Raw genomic sequence first — 17,864 nt, 5'->3', positions numbered from 1 at the left:
ACCGCGGTGTTCTTTTCTTGTAGACGGAGAGCTTACTCACGTTAAAAGCCAAGCTTTTCATTACTCATACCCGCCACACTCTTTACACGCTAAATCCTTAGTCATCTTAAAATGCTGTTGCTTTAAGCTTAATGCGTCAAACGTTATAAACACATTCCCTTTAAAATGACCTAACAACATATTGAGGGTTAATTGTGCCTGCATTGACCCAACAATCCCAAGTAAAGGGCTAATTACCCCGGCATTACTACAGTTTATAACCGGTGCATCGCTACTTTGAGGGAAAACACAGCCGTAACATGGGCTGTCACTTTGTCTAAAATCAAACCCCATTAATTGCCCTTGAGTTGCCAGCGCAGCCCCTGTAATTAAGCGAATGTTATTAGCAATGCAATAGAGATTAACCGAATAACGGGTACTAAAGTTATCAGAGCAATCAAGCACTATGTCGGCGTTTTTTAAGAGCAACGCACTGTTGGTATCATCCAGCTTTTGAGTGTGGGTTATTATATTTATTTGATTGTTAAGGCTCGCAAGCACTTTTCCAGCCGCGCGAACTTTGTTTTGCCCCAAATGATTTACTTTATAGAGCACTTGGCGCTGCAAGTTAGACAGTTCAACTACATCGTCATCAATTAAAATAAGCGACCCAATGCCAGCTGCCGCTAAATACAGCAGCGCAGGACTACCTAAGCCACCTGCACCAACTACGGCAACCGTTGAACGTTTCAGCATTAACTGCCCGTCAAGCCCCACTTCATCAAGTAATATGTGGCGGCTATAACGCAAGGTTTCTTTGTCATTTAACGTTTGCAACGTATCAGTCATGTTTCGTATTAATCGCGGTTTGCAGTGATCTAATTGCTGAAACATGATCAGGCGCTTCACTAATGGCACGTACCACAGCTACGCTACCAACCCCCGTATTTGCCACTTCAGTTGCGCGGCTTAAATCAATACCGCCAATAGCGACTGTAGGGTAACTCTGCATAAGCGGTGCAAATTTATTGAGCTTTTCAAGCCCTTGTATTTGCCCTGTCATGTCTTTGGTCGTCGTTGGGTAAATAGCACCAAACGCCATGTAGCTTGGGCGATAATTATGCGCGCGTAGCATTTCATAAAACCCATGGGTAGAGAGACCAAGTCGCAGGCCTGCTTCTTTTATAGCAACTAAGTTTGCACTCTCTAAGTCTTCTTGCCCTAAATGCACCCCATAGGCGCCATGTTTGATGGCAAGTTGCCAGTAATCATTTATAAATACCTGCGCATTATACTGCTCACCCAAGGTGACCGCTTTGGCAATCAGTTCATCTAGCTCATTCTGCGTTTTATTTTTAACACGAAGCTGAGCTGTTTTAATTCCTTGCTGTAAGCACTTTTCTAGCCATTCAATGCTATCAACCACGCCATATAGGCCAAGCTTTTTACTTTCACAGGCTGCAAAATCAGCAGCCATATTAAAATCAAGCGGCACATCAAAATCCAACTCATCACCTAACCAGCTACCCGGTTCAATCACCTGAGGGTAATGCGCTAAATCGGTAGGAAACTGCGTTTGTGCGACCGGCCCTATGCCCTCGCCATAGCGAACAGATTTCTTTAACCCTTGATTTATATAGGCTTTAGCTAAAATAAACGCATCTTTTAGCGGGTAGTCTTTTGCAAGACACGCAGCAATTACCGACGCCATACTGCACCCTGTACCATGGCTATGAGGAACTTGAATTTTTTCATTACCTAGCCAATAGTCTTCACCGTTTTGTGTGCAGTAATCAATGCAATACCCGCTTGGGTAATCCCAATGTCCGCCTTTAATCACCACCGCTTTTGCGCCCCACGCCATCAGCTTACTCGCCGCTTCTTTAATCGCTGCAGGGCCAATTAAATACACACCCGTTAATAACTGTGTTTCGTGGGTATTTGGGGTAATCACATCCACCAGCGGTAGTAAACATTCTTTTATCGCGCTTACGGTGTCTTCTTCTGTTAGTAAGTCACCGCTTGAGGCAATAGCCACAGGGTCATACACAATAACCGGCGGGGTTGGCCATTTGGCTTTGTAATGGCTTATGTGCTCACTAATTAACTGAATTTGCTGCACATTGGCAAGCATGCCAATTTTTATCACTTTGGCTTTCATGTCTTTTTCAAGTGCAAGCAACTGAGATTCAATAATATCGGTAGACACTGCATTAATAGCCTCTACACCTAAGCTATTTTGAGCGGTAAGCGCGGTGATTGCTGTACAAGCATGTACACCAAAACTTTGCATTGCCTTAATATCGGCTTGAATACCCGCGCCGCCGCCAGAATCAGAGCCAGCAATTGTCCACACTACGTTTGTCATATTTTTATTTCCTTACTGCTGATGCCAAAATGGCATACCCATTGTTGGGGTTGAGGGGGTTGCAACGTCTTTTTCGGGCATTGCTTTGGCATTGTATGCAAAGCGCCCTGCCTCTACCGCAGCTTTAAATGCACGGCTCATAGTCACTGGGCAACCCGCCCCTGCAATGGCTGAATTTAATAATACCGCATCATACCCTAATTCAAGTGCTTGGCAGGCATGCGATGGTAAACCTAACCCGGCATCAACAATTAATGTTGTATTAGGCAGGCGTTCTCTAATGGTTTTTAAATTATAACTATTTAACAATCCTTTACCGGTGCCAATAGGCGCGCCCCACGGCATTAGCACCTCACAGCCTAATCCATTCAAGCGCTGACACAGCACTAAATCATCAGTGCAATAAGGCAGTACTTTAAACCCATCATCAATCAATATTTTTGTGGCTTCAAGTAATGCAAAGGGATCGGGCTGTAAATTATAGTCATCGCCTATTAATTCAAGTTTTATCCAATCGGTAGCAAATACTTCTCGGCACATTTTAGCTAGGTTAATAGCCTCTTTGACGCTGTGGCATCCGGCAGTATTAGGCAGTATTTTTAAACCGGTGTTTTTAATTAATTGCCAAAAATCATTCCCTGCCGCCGCGTTTTGTTGTCGCCTAAGTGACACGGTGACTATCTCAGCACCTGAGGCTTTAATTGATTGCGTCATTATATCTGGTGACGGATATAACGCAGATCCAATTAGCAAGCGACTATTGATTGGCTCACCATAAATTGTTAAACAGTCTTTGCTTTGCATAGCACTATCCACCTTGGATAGGTGACAATAACTCAATACTGTCACCTTCATTTATAACAACGTGGCTATGGCGACTCTGAGGAATAAACTCTCCATTTACAGCCACGGCATAAGGCGCCATTGCACCCACGTTTTTTACTATTTCCAGCAGCGCATGGCTAGTCACATTTAAAGGCTCACCATTAATTGTAATGTTCATTTAATACTCACTCTATTTGCGATAATGCTTGTGCCACAAGCGCGGGTGCCAACATATAGCCGTGGCGATACAAGCCATTGATACTGATAACCTTGCTCGTTTTTTTTACCTGTGGGCGATTATCGCTAAACGCTGGGCGTAAGCCTGTTTGAATATTTAATAATCGCGCTTCGGCAAAACCACTGTGAACAGTGTAGGCCGCCGATAATAGTTCAAGGGTTGAGCGCACAGTTGCAGGACCTGTATCTTGCGATTCGATCTCCGTTGCCCCTATGACATATTCATGATTAGGTTTAGGTGCAATATAAATAGGGTAACGCGGATGCATTAATCGCACAGGCCGCGTTAAGTTAACCTCAGGGGCGTATAACCTTGCCACTTCCCCGCGCACACCTCGAAGTGGCTGATCTTGTTTAGCTCCAAGCCCTCTGCAATCAATAATGTAATCAAACTCTCGATTATTCACTTTATTATCAAAAATACTGGCGCGCTGATTAAATACAAACTTTACTTTACGCTTATTTAGCAACCTAAAACTGGCGTTGTAAAAGGCTTGGTTATCTATCTGCGCTTCACCGGGCAAAAATAGGCCTTGGCTAAATCGACCAGCCAGTTCAGGTTCTAGTTGCTCAATTTGCTGTGCATTAATTGCTTGAGCACTAAAATTTAGTAACGGCTTGATTCGCTGTGCAAAGCTTTGTAAGTCGCCTTTATCCTGCGGATGAGCAACCACTAGGGTACCTTGCTGTTGAAAAAATACCTCGCTATTTAGTTGTTCTAAAATAGCAGGCCATCGAGTAATAGAATCTACTCCCATTAAAGCCAATTCACGTTCGCACATAACAGACTCAGCTAGGGGGGCTAGCATCGCTGCTGCCACTTTACCGGCACTGTTCTGAGTATGTTCATCATCGGCTTCAAATACGGTAACACGATGTTGCTTACTTAACTCAAGCGCGGCCAACCGCCCTGCTAAACCAAAGCCCACCACAGCAATGTTATAAAACATAAACACTCCTACATTTAGCTGCGAGCTGCGGGTCTCTGGCTTCGAGCAACAAGATGCTAAGATAAACATTTCGCTACTCGATGCTCGCAACTCGCAACCTATTTTATATTGCTTTATGGTAAATCTCTGAGCCTGTTTGTTTAAACTCTTCAGATTTAGCTTTCATCTCGGCCTCTACATCAACCATTTTGATTTCAATGGCATCACCCACGTTATTAGGATCAATACCGCGCGCTTCTAGATCTTTGGCGTAGTCACGTACTTCTTGGGTTATTTTCATCGAACAAAATTTAGGACCACACATGGAGCAAAAGTGGGCTACTTTTCCTGATTCTTGCGGCAGTGTTTCATCATGGTATTCACGAGCGCGAACAGGGTCTAAACCAATGTTGAATTGGTCGTGCCACCTAAATTCAAAGCGTGCTTTTGATAAAGCATTGTCTCGCTCTTGTGCACCGGGGTGACCTTTGGCTAAATCGGCGGCATGAGCGGCAATTTTATAGGTGATAAGGCCTTCTTTAACGTCTTCTTTATTTGGCAAACCTAAATGTTCTTTCGGTGTTACATAACACAGCATGGCACAGCCATACCAAGCTATTTGCGCAGCCCCAATCCCTGAGGTTATATGGTCATACCCTGGTGCAATATCTGTGGTGAGTGGGCCTAAGGTATAAAAGGGCGCTTCGTCACAATGTTTAAGTTGCTCTTCCATATTGGCTTTGATCATATGCATAGGCACATGCCCAGGGCCTTCTATGAACACTTGTACATCATGCTTCCAAGCTATTTTAGTCAGTTCGCCTAAGGTACGAAGCTCACTAAATTGCGCTTCATCGTTAGCATCAGCAATAGAGCCTGGGCGAAGGCCATCGCCTAATGAAAAACACACATCGTATTGTTTTAAAATTTCACAAATATCTTCAAAGTGGGTGTATAAAAAGTTCTCTTTATGGTGCGCTAAACACCATTTGGCCATAATAGAGCCGCCACGCGACACAATACCGGTTACGCGTTTTGCTGTCATAGGGACATAGCGTAAAAGCACGCCGGCATGAATAGTAAAGTAGTCAACTCCCTGCTCTGCTTGTTCAATTAAAGTATCGCGGAATATTTCCCACGTTAAGTCTTCCGCTACACCGTTTACTTTTTCAAGTGCTTGATAAATAGGTACGGTACCAATAGGGACTGGCGAATTACGCACTAGCCATTCACGGGTTTCGTGAATGTAACGCCCAGTTGATAAATCCATTACGGTGTCGGCGCCCCAACGGGTTGACCACACCATTTTTTCAACTTCTTCCTCAATAGATGAACCCACTGATGAATTACCTATATTGGCGTTAACTTTAACTAAAAAGTTACGACCAACAATCATAGGCTCGGTTTCTGGGTGATTAATATTGTTAGGTAAAATAGCGCGACCACGCGCTATTTCAGCACGCACAAATTCAGGAGTAATAAACTCAGGAATACTCGCGCCAAACGACTCCCCTTTATGCTGCGCAGCTAGTAACTCTTCACGTATTTGCGCACGCCCCATGTTTTCACGTATCGCTACATATTCCATTTCTGGGGTAACTATCCCTTGGCGGGCATAATGCATTTGCGTTACGTTTTTACCCGCTTTTGCACGGCGAATTTTTGGTAAATGCTCAAAGCGAATATGATCAAGCCCATCGTCAGCCATACGCTGCTGCGCAAACTGTGAGGTAACTGACTCAAGTACTTCAGTATCACCACGGCTTTCAATCCACTGCTCACGGTATTTATCAAGCCCTTTACGTACATCTAATTCAAAATTAGGATCGGTATACGGGCCTGATGTATCGTAAACACGCAGCGGCTCATTTGACTCATACACAGGGTTTTCATCTGTGCCACCTATGAATGTATCGCTTAATGTTATTTCGCGCATACCAACACGCACGCCTTGCTGGCTTCCTTCAACATACACTTTATGAGAGCTTGGAAATGGTTGACCCGTTAGGTTATAAATATAGTCAGATGCAGCAGCACGGGTTTCGCGGCGCGACGATTTGTTTGTAGTGTTTGACATGACTTACCTCATTGCTCAAGGGTTGTCTTGCCAGATATTCCGATGGAATAGAGAAAGATCGTAAAGTAGCTTTATGCCACTTTGCAGCCTAAATTGACGGGTTTGATGTTGTTGTACGCATAAAAAAAGACGCACAAGCGTCCCGTTTAGGCAGCTTGTTCCCTACGCAGGTATTAACCTGATCAGGTTCACGGATCCCGCTTTCGCGATCTCAGCCTAAATAAAACTTAGGCACTCCGACAAGTAGTTAAATTGTTCGTTGATTTGATAATGTTTTAATCAAATCTGCTATGAGTGTACGCCAGTTGAAAATTCCCCGCAAGGGGCTGTTTTTCAAAATGTGTAAAATTTACTTAGGGATAAACACAAATTTTTGCTCGCCTTGCATCACCAATTTTTGGTCTTGCAGGTTAAGCTCGGCACCTTGCTTAAGCGCTTGTAAGAACTGCTGTTCAAACTCATCCAGTTCAGGGCCGCATGATTTGCGTGTCATACCTAATTTACTTACGCTCAAGCTGCTATCTTCAAGCGAACCTTCACCAAAAAACTTATTGCATCCGGCAAAGCCATTTATTTGTAGCGCTTCTATAAAGCTCATTGATGCTTTAAAAGATGCGGGAATGGCCAAACCATCAACCTTTGATAATTGCCATTGTGTATATTTTAGCTGCTCAGTGGTAACTGTCCCTGTTGATGCGCAACCAACACATAAACCGATTACAAGCATCGGTATTGCTGCTAATTTCATGTTATTACTAACTTATTGTCTAATTAGTGTAATAGTATCAATATTTGTCAGGTTTATCCGTTAAAAATGCATGTTTTAAATGTAAATTTTTGTTCTAAGCTAGTTTAAAAGCAGTGCTATTTGGAATTAAGCAATTGCTTGGAATAAGTTATCTATCTGTGGTGGTAAAAATGGACGACCTTTCTCGTTAACCGACGTACCTATTACTAAGGCATTGAGCATCACTTTTTCGTCTAATTTGCGAACTACCGTTTGTTTAAACGCAAATTTAAGGCGACTAATGCGTACAGGCTCTACTGCTACATAAAATTCATCCGCGGGCTTTAAAGACTGCTTGTAATCCATTTCACTGCGAAGTACCACTAAGTTAATTTTATCTTTGGCAAGTTGTGCAAAATCAACACCCTGTGCGTATAAAAACTCATGACGAGCGTGCTCCAGATAATTAAAATAAACACTATTATTTACAATACCTTGTAGGTCACACTCGTAGTCACGCACTTTAAAGTCTACTTTAAAGGTCATATTAGTAATCCAAATTATTTAACGTATAATTGCCGCGTTTATAGCACAAGTGTTGAAATAATTGCTACCATACAAGTCCCTAAAATGGAGTTAAGTAACCTAATGAATTTACGTTTGTCTTTAATTACAGCCACGTTATTACCACTATTCGGTGCCCCAATCTACGCCAATGCAGATGACACCGACCTAGAGAAAATCATTGTTACTGGTGACTTTCAAAAAGAAAGCATTCAAACGTTAAGTGCCAGCGCAAGTTTATTTTCTGAGGATGAAGTAAATCTCAGAGGGGCTACTTATTTAGATGAAATGCTAGCAAGCGCTGCAAATGTGAATTTTGCTTCAGGCGCCTCGCGCGGACGTTATATTCAAATTAGAGGTGTGGGACTTCGTTCACAATTCGTCGACCCAATTAACCCATCTGTCGGTTTAGTGATTGACGGTATAAATTATTCTGGCCTTGGTGGCAGCTCATTATTATTTGATATTGACCAAGTAGAAATTTACCGTGGTCCACAAGGTACACGTTTTGGCGCCGATGGCATGGCGGGTATGATTCAAATGCAATCAGCTAATGCAACCAGCGATCCTAGTTTAAAATTACATTTAGGTGCTGGCACTTATAACAGCCATGAAGCAGGCGTTGCTGCTAGCACAGGTTTAACCGATGATACCAGTGCACGCGTTAGCTACTTTCGCAGAAAATCTGACGGTTACGTAAACAACCTCTATTTAAATGATGAAACACAAAACCAAGATGAACAAGTTGCCCGCTTTAAATTAAATAGCCAACTCACAGCTCATTTAAATTCAGAGCTAAACCTGCACTATATCGATATCAATAACGGTTATGATGCATTTACCCTTGATAATTCCCGCAACAGTCTTGCTGATCAACCGGGCGAAGATAACCAACAAAGCTATGCTGTTGGCCTTAATAATACTTACACCGGTTTTGACGCCTTTGATATGAGCTTAAACCTTTCAGCCATTGATACTGAGCTTTTTTATAGTTTTGATGAAGACTGGGTATGTAACGATACAAGTAAGCCGCAATTATGTGCTGCCGGTCTGCACCCAGATGGTTATAGTTCAACAGATATTTATAGCCGCGATCGTGATGATCAAGCGCTCGATCTGCAGTTTAATGGCAAAACAGGTAATTGGGTGGCGGGTATTTACTATCAAAACCGCGATGTTGACCTTGAGCGTCAATATACATGGTTAGCCAATCCATTTGCCTCAACCTATGAAACCAATAACATGGCAGCTTATGGCCAATTAGCCACAGCAATAGGCCCAAAAACTACGCTTATTACCGGTTTACGTGTTGAGCAATATCAAGGTGATTACACAGATAGTAACGGTTTTATTGAAGAAACTGACGATATTATGCTCGGTGGCAAGGTTGCACTTGAATACCAAGTTATTGACCGCACCATGATTTATACCAGTATCACGCGCGGTTACAAAGCCGGTGGGATTAATTCAGAAGCGCTAGCAAAAGCAAAGGATGAAGGGTTAAGTTTAGATGCTGATTTTTTCAAACAGCATACTAGCTTTGATCCAGAGTACTTATGGAGTGGTGAGTTTGGTGTTAAAGGCAGCTCATTGGATGATAAGTTTACCCTGCGTTTAGCTGCATTTTATATGCACCGTGACAATATTCAATTAAAGTCGTGGCAAGTATCAGACCAACAATTTACCGGTTATGTCGCCAATGCCAGCTCTGGCAGTAACTATGGCCTTGAAATTGAAGGCAGCTATCAACTAACACCAAACTTATTTATTACCGGAAGTGCCGGATACTTAGACACTAAAATTAATGACTTTGTTACTAAATCTGGTTTAAATCAAGACGGTCGTGAGCAAGCACAAGCGCCTAAATATCAATATGCATTTAGTGCACGCTACAATGTTACTGATGAGTTATATGCTATGTTAGGTGTTGAAGGTAAAGATGATTATTACTTCTCCGATAGCCATAATGCACAAGCTCCAAACACAAACTTAGTAAATGCGAGCCTTGGTTACGAAGCCGATATGTGGGCTGTACGCGCATGGGCACGTAATGTGTTTGATGAAACCGTTCCAACTCGCGGTTTTGAATTTGGCAACAACCCGTTAGATGGTTACGCAACCCAAACTTACACACAATTAGGCGAGCCTCGCGTAGCCGGTGTTACGTTTACGCTTAATTTGTAATACTGCGACCAGTTGTCAGTTCGAGAATAAAAAACACCGCGTTTAATGCAAACGCGGTGTTTTTTTATCTGATAGCTGACCGCTTTAAGCTATTAGCTGCTTTAAGCTCTGGCCACATCAAACGCAATCACCTCTTTTATTTTTTGCTTATTGGTTGCTAGCATCACTAATCTATCAATTCCCAATGCAACCCCCGCACATTGCTCTAAACCATGCTCTAATGCGGCAATTAAACGCGTATCCATAGGTACTTGTTTTAAGCCACTAGCAGCGCGGTAGGCGTTATCTTGGTTAAACCTTTTTGCTTGCTCTTTGGCATTGGTGAGTTCATTAAAGCCGTTGGCTAACTCCATATTTTTATAATAAAGCTCAAAGCGCCCTGCAACTCGCTGATCGTGCTCACAGATTTGTGCAAGTGCCGCTTGCGATGCGGGAAAGTGATACACAAAACAGGGGATGTCTTGACCAATAGTCGGCTCTACTTTCATACAAAATAATAATTGCAGTAAGGTATCTTTATGAGTCTCGTTTTTAGCAATATCAGCAAAGCCATGTTCGCATGCGAGTTGTTGTAGCTGCGTGATAGAGGCAGTTAATGGATCAAGCCCTAGCGTGCGTTTAAATGCGTGTTGGTAGGTAATCCGCTCTGCAGGCGCAACCTCAAGAATAAGCTGCATCAACTCATCTATTTCATCCATTAAAGCAAATTCGTCAAACCCAGGACGATACCATTCGAGCATTGTAAATTCAGGGTTGTGATGACTGCCCGCTTCTTCATTTCTAAATGCCTTACAAAGCTGGAAAATAGCGCCTGAGCCGGCCGCTAACAAGCGTTTCATCGCAAACTCTGGAGATGTTTGCAAAAACAGGGGAAGCCCACCAGCATGACCTGGGCCCACAAATGTAGTATCAAAGCTGGCTAAATGCACATCGGTTACACTGGCAGCACTTAAACTTGGTGTTTCGACTTCCATTACATTACGAGCATAAAAGAATTCACGAATGCTGCGCATAATCGCTGCTCGTTGCTTGAGTGTATCTATGCTGGCACTCGGCGCCCAAAGATCTGCTGACATATTTTCTCCAAAAAAAATCCCAGCTTAAGCCGGGATTTAATTAATAAGGCGTGTTACAGCTTACTTAACACGGCTTACGTATTCACCATTGCGAGTGTCTACTTTAATTACTTCGCCAATTTGTACGAATAATGGAACACGTACTACAGCACCTGTGCTAAGCGTTGCTGGTTTACCACCCGTGCCTGCTGTATCACCTTTAAGGCCCGGATCAGTTTCAGTAATCTCAAGCTCAACAAAGTTTGGTGGAGTTACAGCAATTGGGCTGCCGTTCCATAATGTAATAGTACATACATCGTTTTCAACTAACCATTTTCCAGCATCGCCCAGTGCTTTTTCGTCAGCAGCGATTTGTTCAAATGTTTCATTGTTCATGAAATGCCAAAATTCACCGTCTGTATATAGGTACGCTAAATCGGTATCCATTACATCAGCACCTTCAACCGATTCACCCGATTTAAAGGTTTTTTCAAGTACCTTGCCAGAGATAAGCTTACGGATACGAACACGGTTAAACGCTTGGCCTTTACCCGGTTTTACCATTTCATTTTCTAAGATACTGCAAGGTTCGCCGTCCATCATAATTTTTAGGCCGCCCTTGAACTCGTTGGTGCTATAATTCGCCATCGTTTCCTCTATTTATATTTTTCGAGTAATCTACGTGCCAATGATACAAAGAAATGAAGCAAATTTGCATAAAAACTGGCAAAAAGAATTAGCAAATGTAGTTACCTGCCCAAAAGTGTTGCTAGAAATGGTTGGTTTATCGAGCCAAGTCCATGAAAACGACATAAAAGCTCGTAGCTTGTTCCCTGTTCGTGTGCCATTGCCTTTTATAAAAAAAATTCGTCACGGCGATGCAAATGACCCTTTATTGCTGCAAGTTATGCCCCGCCATCAAGAGTTTTTAACTAAATCGGGGTTTAATAAAGACCCGTTACTTGAGCAAGATAACAATCAACCGGGTCTGTTACATAAATATAAATCTCGTGTTTTAGTCATGTTTAAAACCGGTTGTGCTGTAAATTGCCGCTACTGCTTTAGACGCCATTTTCCTTATCAAGAAAACCAACTGAATAAACGTAGTCTTATTGATGCATTGAGCTATATAAAATCGGATAAAAATATTAACGAAGTGATTTTAAGTGGTGGCGATCCACTAATGGCCAAAGACGATGCTATTAGCTGGTTTTTAGATGAGCTTGAGCAAATACCACAAATTAAACGCATGCGCATACACAGCCGCTTGCCTGTGGTTATTCCTGCACGTATTACTGAACAATTATGTGAAAGATTTGCAAAGTCACCATTAAAAATTATATTCGTTAATCATATTAACCATGCAAACGAAATAGATAATGACTTTAAAAACGCCATGAACATGCTCAAAAAAGCAGATGTGCTACTGTTAAACCAGGCGGTTATTTTAAAAGATGTGAACGATACAGTTGATGCGCAAATAAACTTAAGTGAAGCGTTATTTGATGCGGACGTACTGCCTTATTATTTACACTTACTGGATAAGGTAGAAGGCGCAAGTCATTTTGATATTGACGAACAACAAGCAATAAAAATTCAGGCCGAGCTACTAAAAGCCCTGCCTGGATTTTTGGTGCCTAAACTAGTTCGGGAAATAGGAGGTCAAAAAAGTAAAACCCCTATCGACCTCAAATTAGTTTAAACATAAACGTTTACATTATTCCCAAGTGTTGCAGTGACCGACTTAGCCGGTGTTTGCGCACTTGAAGATTGTGTAGCACCTTCAATAAGTGCCAGTGCAGCGGCACCATCAGCTTGCTGTTGCTTTTTAGATAAAGCAGCAGTTAATACTTCTGCGCCTTGGCCTGCACCAGGCATTGTAGGTAGATTTCCACCTGATATATTCATAACTCACACCTGACTTTTAACTGTAATACACGTATTATAGTCGCTGAATTGGTAAATTACTTTACCAACCCACTTAAGTATTTATCGGCAACATTGCACTAAGCTTTAGGAAAACCATGGATTCTATAATTGAACAACTCAACGCCAACTTAAAAATTGTTTACCGTCAGGCACTTGACGCTGACAAAAAACTCGATGAGTTACAACAGCAAGGTCACGGAAAATTTAAAGCCTTATTTGCCGAGGACGCTGGATTTAGTTTCGAAGCTAAACGTTTTAAGCCTTACGTGTTAGACGTTGCCGCTGATGTAGAAAGCTTATCGAGCGACGGTTTTGATGAAGAAAAGCTAAAACAAGCGGTTATTAAACTACAAAACTTACTAACGCTGTTAGCGACCTTTAAATAAAAATTAGCGACTTCTTTGCAAAGCATCTACCAAAGTAGATGCTTTGCATTATTAGCTAGATACGCGGTAAAATTTGCTCACCAAACCACTCTGTTAATAAGCGTTTTTCATAGTAAAATGCTTCGTCTCGACCCATTTTAATTTTATCCATAAAGCCCATATCTTTTAAGCTCACGTTGTCTTCTTGTGCAACAACACCACTTTCATTACTAAGCACATAGTTAAATTCAATCCGTGGAAAGTGAATGGGTTTAACCACCCGAATTTCGTTAACACCGCCATAGCGCACGTCACCAGCTAAATCTAAATCGGTTACTTCAATTTTTAAACTATAATTTTTAGGAAGCTGCTCACTGAGCTTTGCAAAGTGCTCATCAATATTTTTGGCAATTTGCTTATGGTATGAGCCTTTAGTTTGGTTTGATGGGCGTACATCGCGATAATCATTAAAGTCATGCCATTTAACTTGTGCCTCACCCGCGCAAACAACACTCGGTAGTGCAATAAATATCAACATTGCTATTTTTTTAACTGAGTTCATACGTTTCTCCAACGAGTATGCTGATCATTATAATCAACTAAATATTTTACAAATTGCTATACCTTACTTTAGCAATTACATATGAACTATAACTTAATCTTTCTACTGCGGTGTTATTAAAATTGCACAAAATGTAATCAAAAGTACAGCTTGCGATGTTACGATTGCAAAACAAACAAAATAATACATGTAAAAGCTCAGTATTTATGGTGAAATTAACTTAATTGAACAGAGGTTTCCAAGGAGCATTCATGGCAATTTTAGTAACCGGTGGCGCAGGCTATATTGGCTCACACACCGTTTTAGAACTTTTACAGCAAGGCAGCGACGTTATCGTGATTGATAACTTAAGTAACTCCTCTGAAGAGTCACTTGAAAGAGTGAAAAAAATAACTGACAAAGCAATTACTTTTTATCAAGGTGATATTTTAGATAAACCCTTTTTAGACTCGGTATTTGCCAAGCATACCATTGAAAGTGTGATTCATTTTGCTGGCCTAAAAGCCGTGGGAGAATCGGTCGTAAAACCCATTGAGTATTATCAAAATAATGTACAAGGTACACTAACACTGGTTGATGCTATGCGTGATGCAGGTGTATTCAAACTGGTATTTAGCTCATCCGCCACTGTATACGGCGACCCAGCAAGCTTACCAATACGCGAAGACTTCCCCGTTGGCGGTACAACCAATCCATATGGTACGTCTAAACTAATGGTTGAAATGATGTTGCAAGATATCGCTAAATCAGATGAGCGCTTCGCGTTTGCTATTTTGCGCTACTTTAATCCTGTCGGTGCACATGAGTCTGGTTTGATTGGTGAAGACCCTAATGGTATTCCTAATAATTTATTGCCTTTCATTTCACAAGTTGCGGTTGGCAAATTAAAGCAACTTGCTGTATTTGGCGACGATTATGATACGGTTGATGGTACTGGCGTTCGTGATTACATTCACGTTGTAGATTTAGCCCTAGGGCATTTAAAAGCACTTGATAAAATAGCCGCAGAAACCGGTGCGCTTGTTTATAACCTTGGTACAGGTAACGGCTATTCAGTATTACAAATGGTCAATGCGTTTATTAAGGCTAGCGACCAAGCAATCCCTTATGCGGTGTCACCTCGTCGCCCAGGTGATATTGCAGCCTGTTATGCTGCGCCAGAAAAAGCCCTTAGTGAACTAGGTTGGCAAGCTGAGCGTGGTATTGATGTCATGATGCAAGATACTTGGCGCTGGCAATCAAATAATCCAAATGGATATAAGTCATAAAGGCTTCTTTAAGTTATCAGCTTAAAATTAAAACACCGCATTTAAATTAAATGCGGTGTTTTAATGTTGTACTTACCAATTTTGCATTTCTACAATCCGTGACTGGGTTCGCGCATATTCAAAACTTAACTTTTTACCTTGGTATAACTCGTTTATGTCGGCCTGGGCATTAATTACCAGTAATTTGTGGCAATCGTAAAACTCATCGACTAAGGCAATAAAACGCCGTGCTTCATCATCGAAAGTATGCTCATCCAATTGCTGCTTTTCTCGCTGATAGCTATCTTCTATACCATGCACAATAACCTTACCGGTTGCCTCTTTGCCCATTATTGGCACGTTAGCGATGTAAACCACCGGAAATTGTTCCGCTAAAAACATATAGTCATTGGCGCTGCGAGGACCTGCGCACAGTGCCATAAAATCAATCAGTAGTGCATCGTTAGTTTTTAATAAATAGGGAAGTGCTCGACCATGCACAGTCATTGTATTATCACGCGTTGCTTGAGGGTATGCGGATAAAAACCCAGCCTCAAATTCCGCGTGGGGCAAGTTAATAAAATAATGGCGACTGCTTCTACTGTACCTGAAGCGGTGGTCTTCCATCCCCGCTACGTTAATTACATGACAATGCGCATTTATTAAATCGATAGTTGGTAAAAATCGCGAGCGTTGCAAACCGTTGTAATAAAGTTGCTCGGGTTTTGCGTTAGAGGTTGCGACTAGTACCACGCCTTGTTCAAACAAAGCGTTAAATAACCGAGCCATGATCATGGCATCACCAATATCACTAACAAAAAACTCATCAAAGCACAGTACCTTTATCTCTTTGGCCCACTGTTTAGCAATTATTTGCAGCGGATTTTTATCCCCTTGCAACTTGGCCAATTGAGCATGAATTTTTTCAATAAAGTGATGAAAATGCAGGCGCTGCTTTTTTTCTGTGGGTAAGTTTTTATAAAATAAATCCATTAGCATAGATTTACCTCGGCCAACAGGACCGTATAAATATACCCCTTTGATTAACCGTGCTTTTTGCCACCAGCTTGTTGGCTGATTTAATTGCTCACTCAAAGACTGTAACGCACTCATGGCTTGGTGCTGCGCCGCATCAAAAACAAGCTCTCCTGATGAAACTTTGCGGTGGTACAGGCTTAAAATTTCTGTGCTGGGCTCTGTCATGGTATTTCACTATCCGCTATACTCGCGGCCATTGTAGCCGACTAAAAATGTGAACAACATGAAATTTCCTTGCCGTTTAGATAAATTTATTAGCCATTTAGCAGAGTTACCACGCTCAAAAGCCCGTGCGGCAATAAAAAGTCAGGCGGCAACCGTAAATGGTGAGGTGATCACTGCATTCGACTTTCAAGTTAGCCAACAAGATGACGTGCTGTTTTATGACGAGCCATTAGTTTTTTTAGGTAAACGCTACTTTATGCTCAATAAGCCGGTAGGTTATGTGTGCGCTAATTCGGATGAGTTACACAAAACCGTATTTGATTTGCTTGATGAGCCAAACATGGCCGATTTTCACATTGCTGGGCGTTTAGACATAGACACCACTGGCCTAGTGCTTATTACTAACGATGGCGACTGGTCACACAAAATTACCTCGCCTAAAAAGAATAAATTTAAAACCTACTTGGTTGAAACTCAAGAGCCGATTACCGATGATGCACTGCAGCAATTACGCGACGGTGTGCAGCTTCACAATGAAAAAGATTTAACTCGCCCTGCTATTGCTGAGCGCTTAGGGAATTATGGTTTACGCTTGTCTATTTCTGAGGGTAAGTATCACCAAGTAAAACGTATGCTAGCAGCGGTAGATAACAAGGTAGTTGAATTACATCGTGAACAAATTGCGGGTATAAAGTTAGGTGAAGATTTGGCTGCAGGTGAATACCGCCCATTAACTGCCGCAGAGATAAAACTGTAAGGTTGTTTAGGTATTAGGAAAACAGCTTCAAACTGACCGCAGCCCTTTCTGAAACCTGGCGTCTAAAACCTGCTCTTACGATTTAATTTGTACTAAATCAAAGTCTGTCATTCCGGGTACAATCGCTTGCAGACGAGACTCAGTAATATCTAAAGAGTTTAAGCATTCACAATATTCAGAGGCTTTAAGTTCTAATTGGTGGGCTTTTTTCTGCAACGACTTATCGATTTCTTTGGTAATGATATCCATGCGTTGCCCCATGTCGTTCATGCGGTCTTCTATATTGCCTTCTCGAGATTTAAACGCATCCCCGAGCGACATTAAAATAGCACCCAAAGAGCCATGTACTGCAGAGTGTATTTTTTGGCTAATTTCTTTAGTAAAAAAATCATCAATTTGGGAAAGCGATTGAGGGGCTATAAAAAAGAAGTCGTCGCCACGCTTAAACTTATCCATAAGTGCACGCTCTACATATTGTAATTGCGTTTTTAGCACTTCGGGTTCTTTATCTGACATGCCCTCAACAACATGCTCAATAGCACTAAGCCCAAGGTTTACACCGTCAGTCGCTAAATCGACTAGCTCAGGAACCGTTTGACGAATACCATTGCTAAATTGTTCTAGCACTTTACTTTCGTCGGTACTTAAATCGACCCAGTAGCCTCGAATAAACAGTTGATTATTATTGTTAATTTGCACCCTAGTTTGGCCTTTATCAACAATACGGATCACATCATCGGTAATAATTAAACCATGACGAAGTTCAACATCACATTGCTTTTGTGCGATTGCATTGCAGCTTAAAAGTGCCATTGATAACGCCAATATCGAACGAGATAAAAACGCCATAAACACC

At 41.8% G+C, this 17,864-nt stretch carries 19 protein-coding genes and 1 riboswitch; of the genes, 5 read left to right on the top strand and 14 right to left on the bottom strand.

Annotated elements, in window-relative coordinates:
- Positions 1-60 precede the first annotated feature (60 nt).
- From PISS_RS01980 to PISS_RS01945, 8 genes are all read right to left on the bottom strand, one after another.
- Entirely contained in the window at positions 61-816 is a 756-nt protein-coding gene (locus PISS_RS01980; RefSeq protein ID WP_198147826.1) for a HesA/MoeB/ThiF family protein, read from the bottom strand.
- 4 nt (positions 817-820) lie between these two features.
- A complete protein-coding gene (gene thiE, locus PISS_RS01975; protein ID WP_058154111.1) occupies positions 821-2,347 on the bottom strand; it encodes a thiamine phosphate synthase in 1,527 nt (508 codons plus the stop codon).
- 12 nt (positions 2,348-2,359) lie between these two features.
- A complete protein-coding gene (locus PISS_RS01970) occupies positions 2,360-3,151 on the bottom strand; it encodes a thiazole synthase (protein ID WP_013463960.1) in 792 nt (263 codons plus the stop codon).
- Positions 3,152-3,155: 4 nt separating this feature from the next.
- Positions 3,156-3,350, bottom strand: coding sequence for a sulfur carrier protein ThiS (gene thiS, locus PISS_RS01965; RefSeq protein WP_013463959.1), 195 nt, complete (start codon positions 3,348-3,350; stop codon positions 3,156-3,158).
- 7 nt (positions 3,351-3,357) lie between these two features.
- Positions 3,358-4,359, bottom strand: a complete 1,002-nt coding sequence (locus PISS_RS01960) for an FAD-dependent oxidoreductase (protein ID WP_058154110.1) — start codon at positions 4,357-4,359, stop codon at positions 3,358-3,360.
- Between the two features lie 103 nt (positions 4,360-4,462).
- Positions 4,463-6,415 carry a phosphomethylpyrimidine synthase ThiC gene (gene thiC, locus PISS_RS01955; protein WP_058154109.1) on the bottom strand — a complete coding sequence of 651 codons (1,953 nt, stop codon included), beginning with the start codon at positions 6,413-6,415 and terminating at the stop codon, positions 4,463-4,465.
- A 142-nt stretch (positions 6,416-6,557) separates the two neighbouring features.
- Positions 6,558-6,664: riboswitch (TPP riboswitch) on the bottom strand.
- Between the two features lie 100 nt (positions 6,665-6,764).
- Positions 6,765-7,163, bottom strand: a complete 399-nt coding sequence (locus PISS_RS01950; protein WP_013463956.1) for an META domain-containing protein — start codon at positions 7,161-7,163, stop codon at positions 6,765-6,767.
- Between the two features lie 126 nt (positions 7,164-7,289).
- Positions 7,290-7,688, bottom strand: coding sequence for an acyl-CoA thioesterase (locus PISS_RS01945; protein WP_008465083.1), 399 nt, complete (start codon positions 7,686-7,688; stop codon positions 7,290-7,292).
- Between the two features lie 102 nt (positions 7,689-7,790).
- Here PISS_RS01945 and PISS_RS01940 point away from each other — a divergent pair, with 102 nt between their 5' ends.
- Positions 7,791-9,890: a TonB-dependent receptor gene (locus tag PISS_RS01940; protein WP_058154108.1), complete on the top strand. Its 2,100-nt coding sequence runs from the start codon at positions 7,791-7,793 to the stop codon at positions 9,888-9,890.
- 101 nt (positions 9,891-9,991) lie between these two features.
- Here PISS_RS01940 and epmA read toward each other — a convergent pair whose 3' ends face one another.
- Positions 9,992-10,966 (bottom strand): elongation factor P--(R)-beta-lysine ligase, encoded by a 975-nt coding sequence (epmA, locus tag PISS_RS01935; RefSeq protein ID WP_058154107.1) that lies wholly within the window; start codon positions 10,964-10,966, stop codon positions 9,992-9,994.
- A gap of 60 nt (positions 10,967-11,026) precedes the next feature.
- Entirely contained in the window at positions 11,027-11,593 is a 567-nt protein-coding gene (gene efp / locus PISS_RS01930) for an elongation factor P (RefSeq protein ID WP_010390517.1), read from the bottom strand.
- Between the two features lie 40 nt (positions 11,594-11,633).
- On the opposite strand from efp, the gene epmB reads away from it, so the two are divergent.
- The gene (gene epmB, locus PISS_RS01925; protein ID WP_058155451.1) at positions 11,634-12,647 is read left to right on the top strand and encodes an EF-P beta-lysylation protein EpmB; all 1,014 of its coding nucleotides are present in this window, start codon (positions 11,634-11,636) and stop codon (positions 12,645-12,647) included.
- On the opposite strand, the gene PISS_RS01920 is transcribed toward epmB, so the two are convergent.
- Complete coding sequence (locus PISS_RS01920; protein WP_024601670.1) at positions 12,644-12,853, bottom strand: hypothetical protein; 210 nt, start codon at positions 12,851-12,853, stop codon at positions 12,644-12,646. The genes epmB and PISS_RS01920 overlap by 4 nt on opposite strands.
- 116 nt (positions 12,854-12,969) lie before the next feature.
- Between PISS_RS01920 and PISS_RS01915 the strand changes: the two genes are divergently transcribed.
- Positions 12,970-13,260 carry a hypothetical protein gene (locus PISS_RS01915; RefSeq protein ID WP_008115466.1) on the top strand — a complete coding sequence of 97 codons (291 nt, stop codon included), beginning with the start codon at positions 12,970-12,972 and terminating at the stop codon, positions 13,258-13,260.
- 55 nt (positions 13,261-13,315) lie between these two features.
- On the opposite strand, the gene PISS_RS01910 is transcribed toward PISS_RS01915, so the two are convergent.
- On the bottom strand, positions 13,316-13,801 hold the full coding sequence (locus tag PISS_RS01910; protein ID WP_028834522.1) for a DUF3016 domain-containing protein: 486 nt from the start codon (positions 13,799-13,801) through the stop codon (positions 13,316-13,318).
- 251 nt (positions 13,802-14,052) lie between these two features.
- Between PISS_RS01910 and galE the strand changes: the two genes are divergently transcribed.
- On the top strand, positions 14,053-15,069 hold the full coding sequence (gene galE / locus PISS_RS01905) for a UDP-glucose 4-epimerase GalE (RefSeq protein WP_013463948.1): 1,017 nt from the start codon (positions 14,053-14,055) through the stop codon (positions 15,067-15,069).
- A gap of 72 nt (positions 15,070-15,141) precedes the next feature.
- Here galE and zapE read toward each other — a convergent pair whose 3' ends face one another.
- On the bottom strand, positions 15,142-16,251 hold the full coding sequence (gene zapE / locus PISS_RS01900; RefSeq protein WP_058154106.1) for a cell division protein ZapE: 1,110 nt from the start codon (positions 16,249-16,251) through the stop codon (positions 15,142-15,144).
- A 58-nt stretch (positions 16,252-16,309) separates the two neighbouring features.
- On the opposite strand from zapE, the gene rsuA reads away from it, so the two are divergent.
- A complete protein-coding gene (gene rsuA, locus PISS_RS01895; RefSeq protein ID WP_058154105.1) occupies positions 16,310-17,008 on the top strand; it encodes a 16S rRNA pseudouridine(516) synthase RsuA in 699 nt (232 codons plus the stop codon).
- Between the two features lie 75 nt (positions 17,009-17,083).
- Here the strand turns inward: rsuA and PISS_RS01890 are convergent, their stop codons facing one another.
- Entirely contained in the window at positions 17,084-17,857 is a 774-nt protein-coding gene (locus PISS_RS01890; protein WP_008115461.1) for a YggN family protein, read from the bottom strand.
- Between the last annotated feature and the right edge of the window lie 7 nt (positions 17,858-17,864).

It is taken from the genome of Pseudoalteromonas issachenkonii, assembly GCF_002310795.1.
In the GTDB taxonomy this organism is placed as follows: domain Bacteria; phylum Pseudomonadota; class Gammaproteobacteria; order Enterobacterales; family Alteromonadaceae; genus Pseudoalteromonas; species Pseudoalteromonas tetraodonis.
This window is presented reverse-complemented; position numbering and strand designations above follow the sequence as displayed.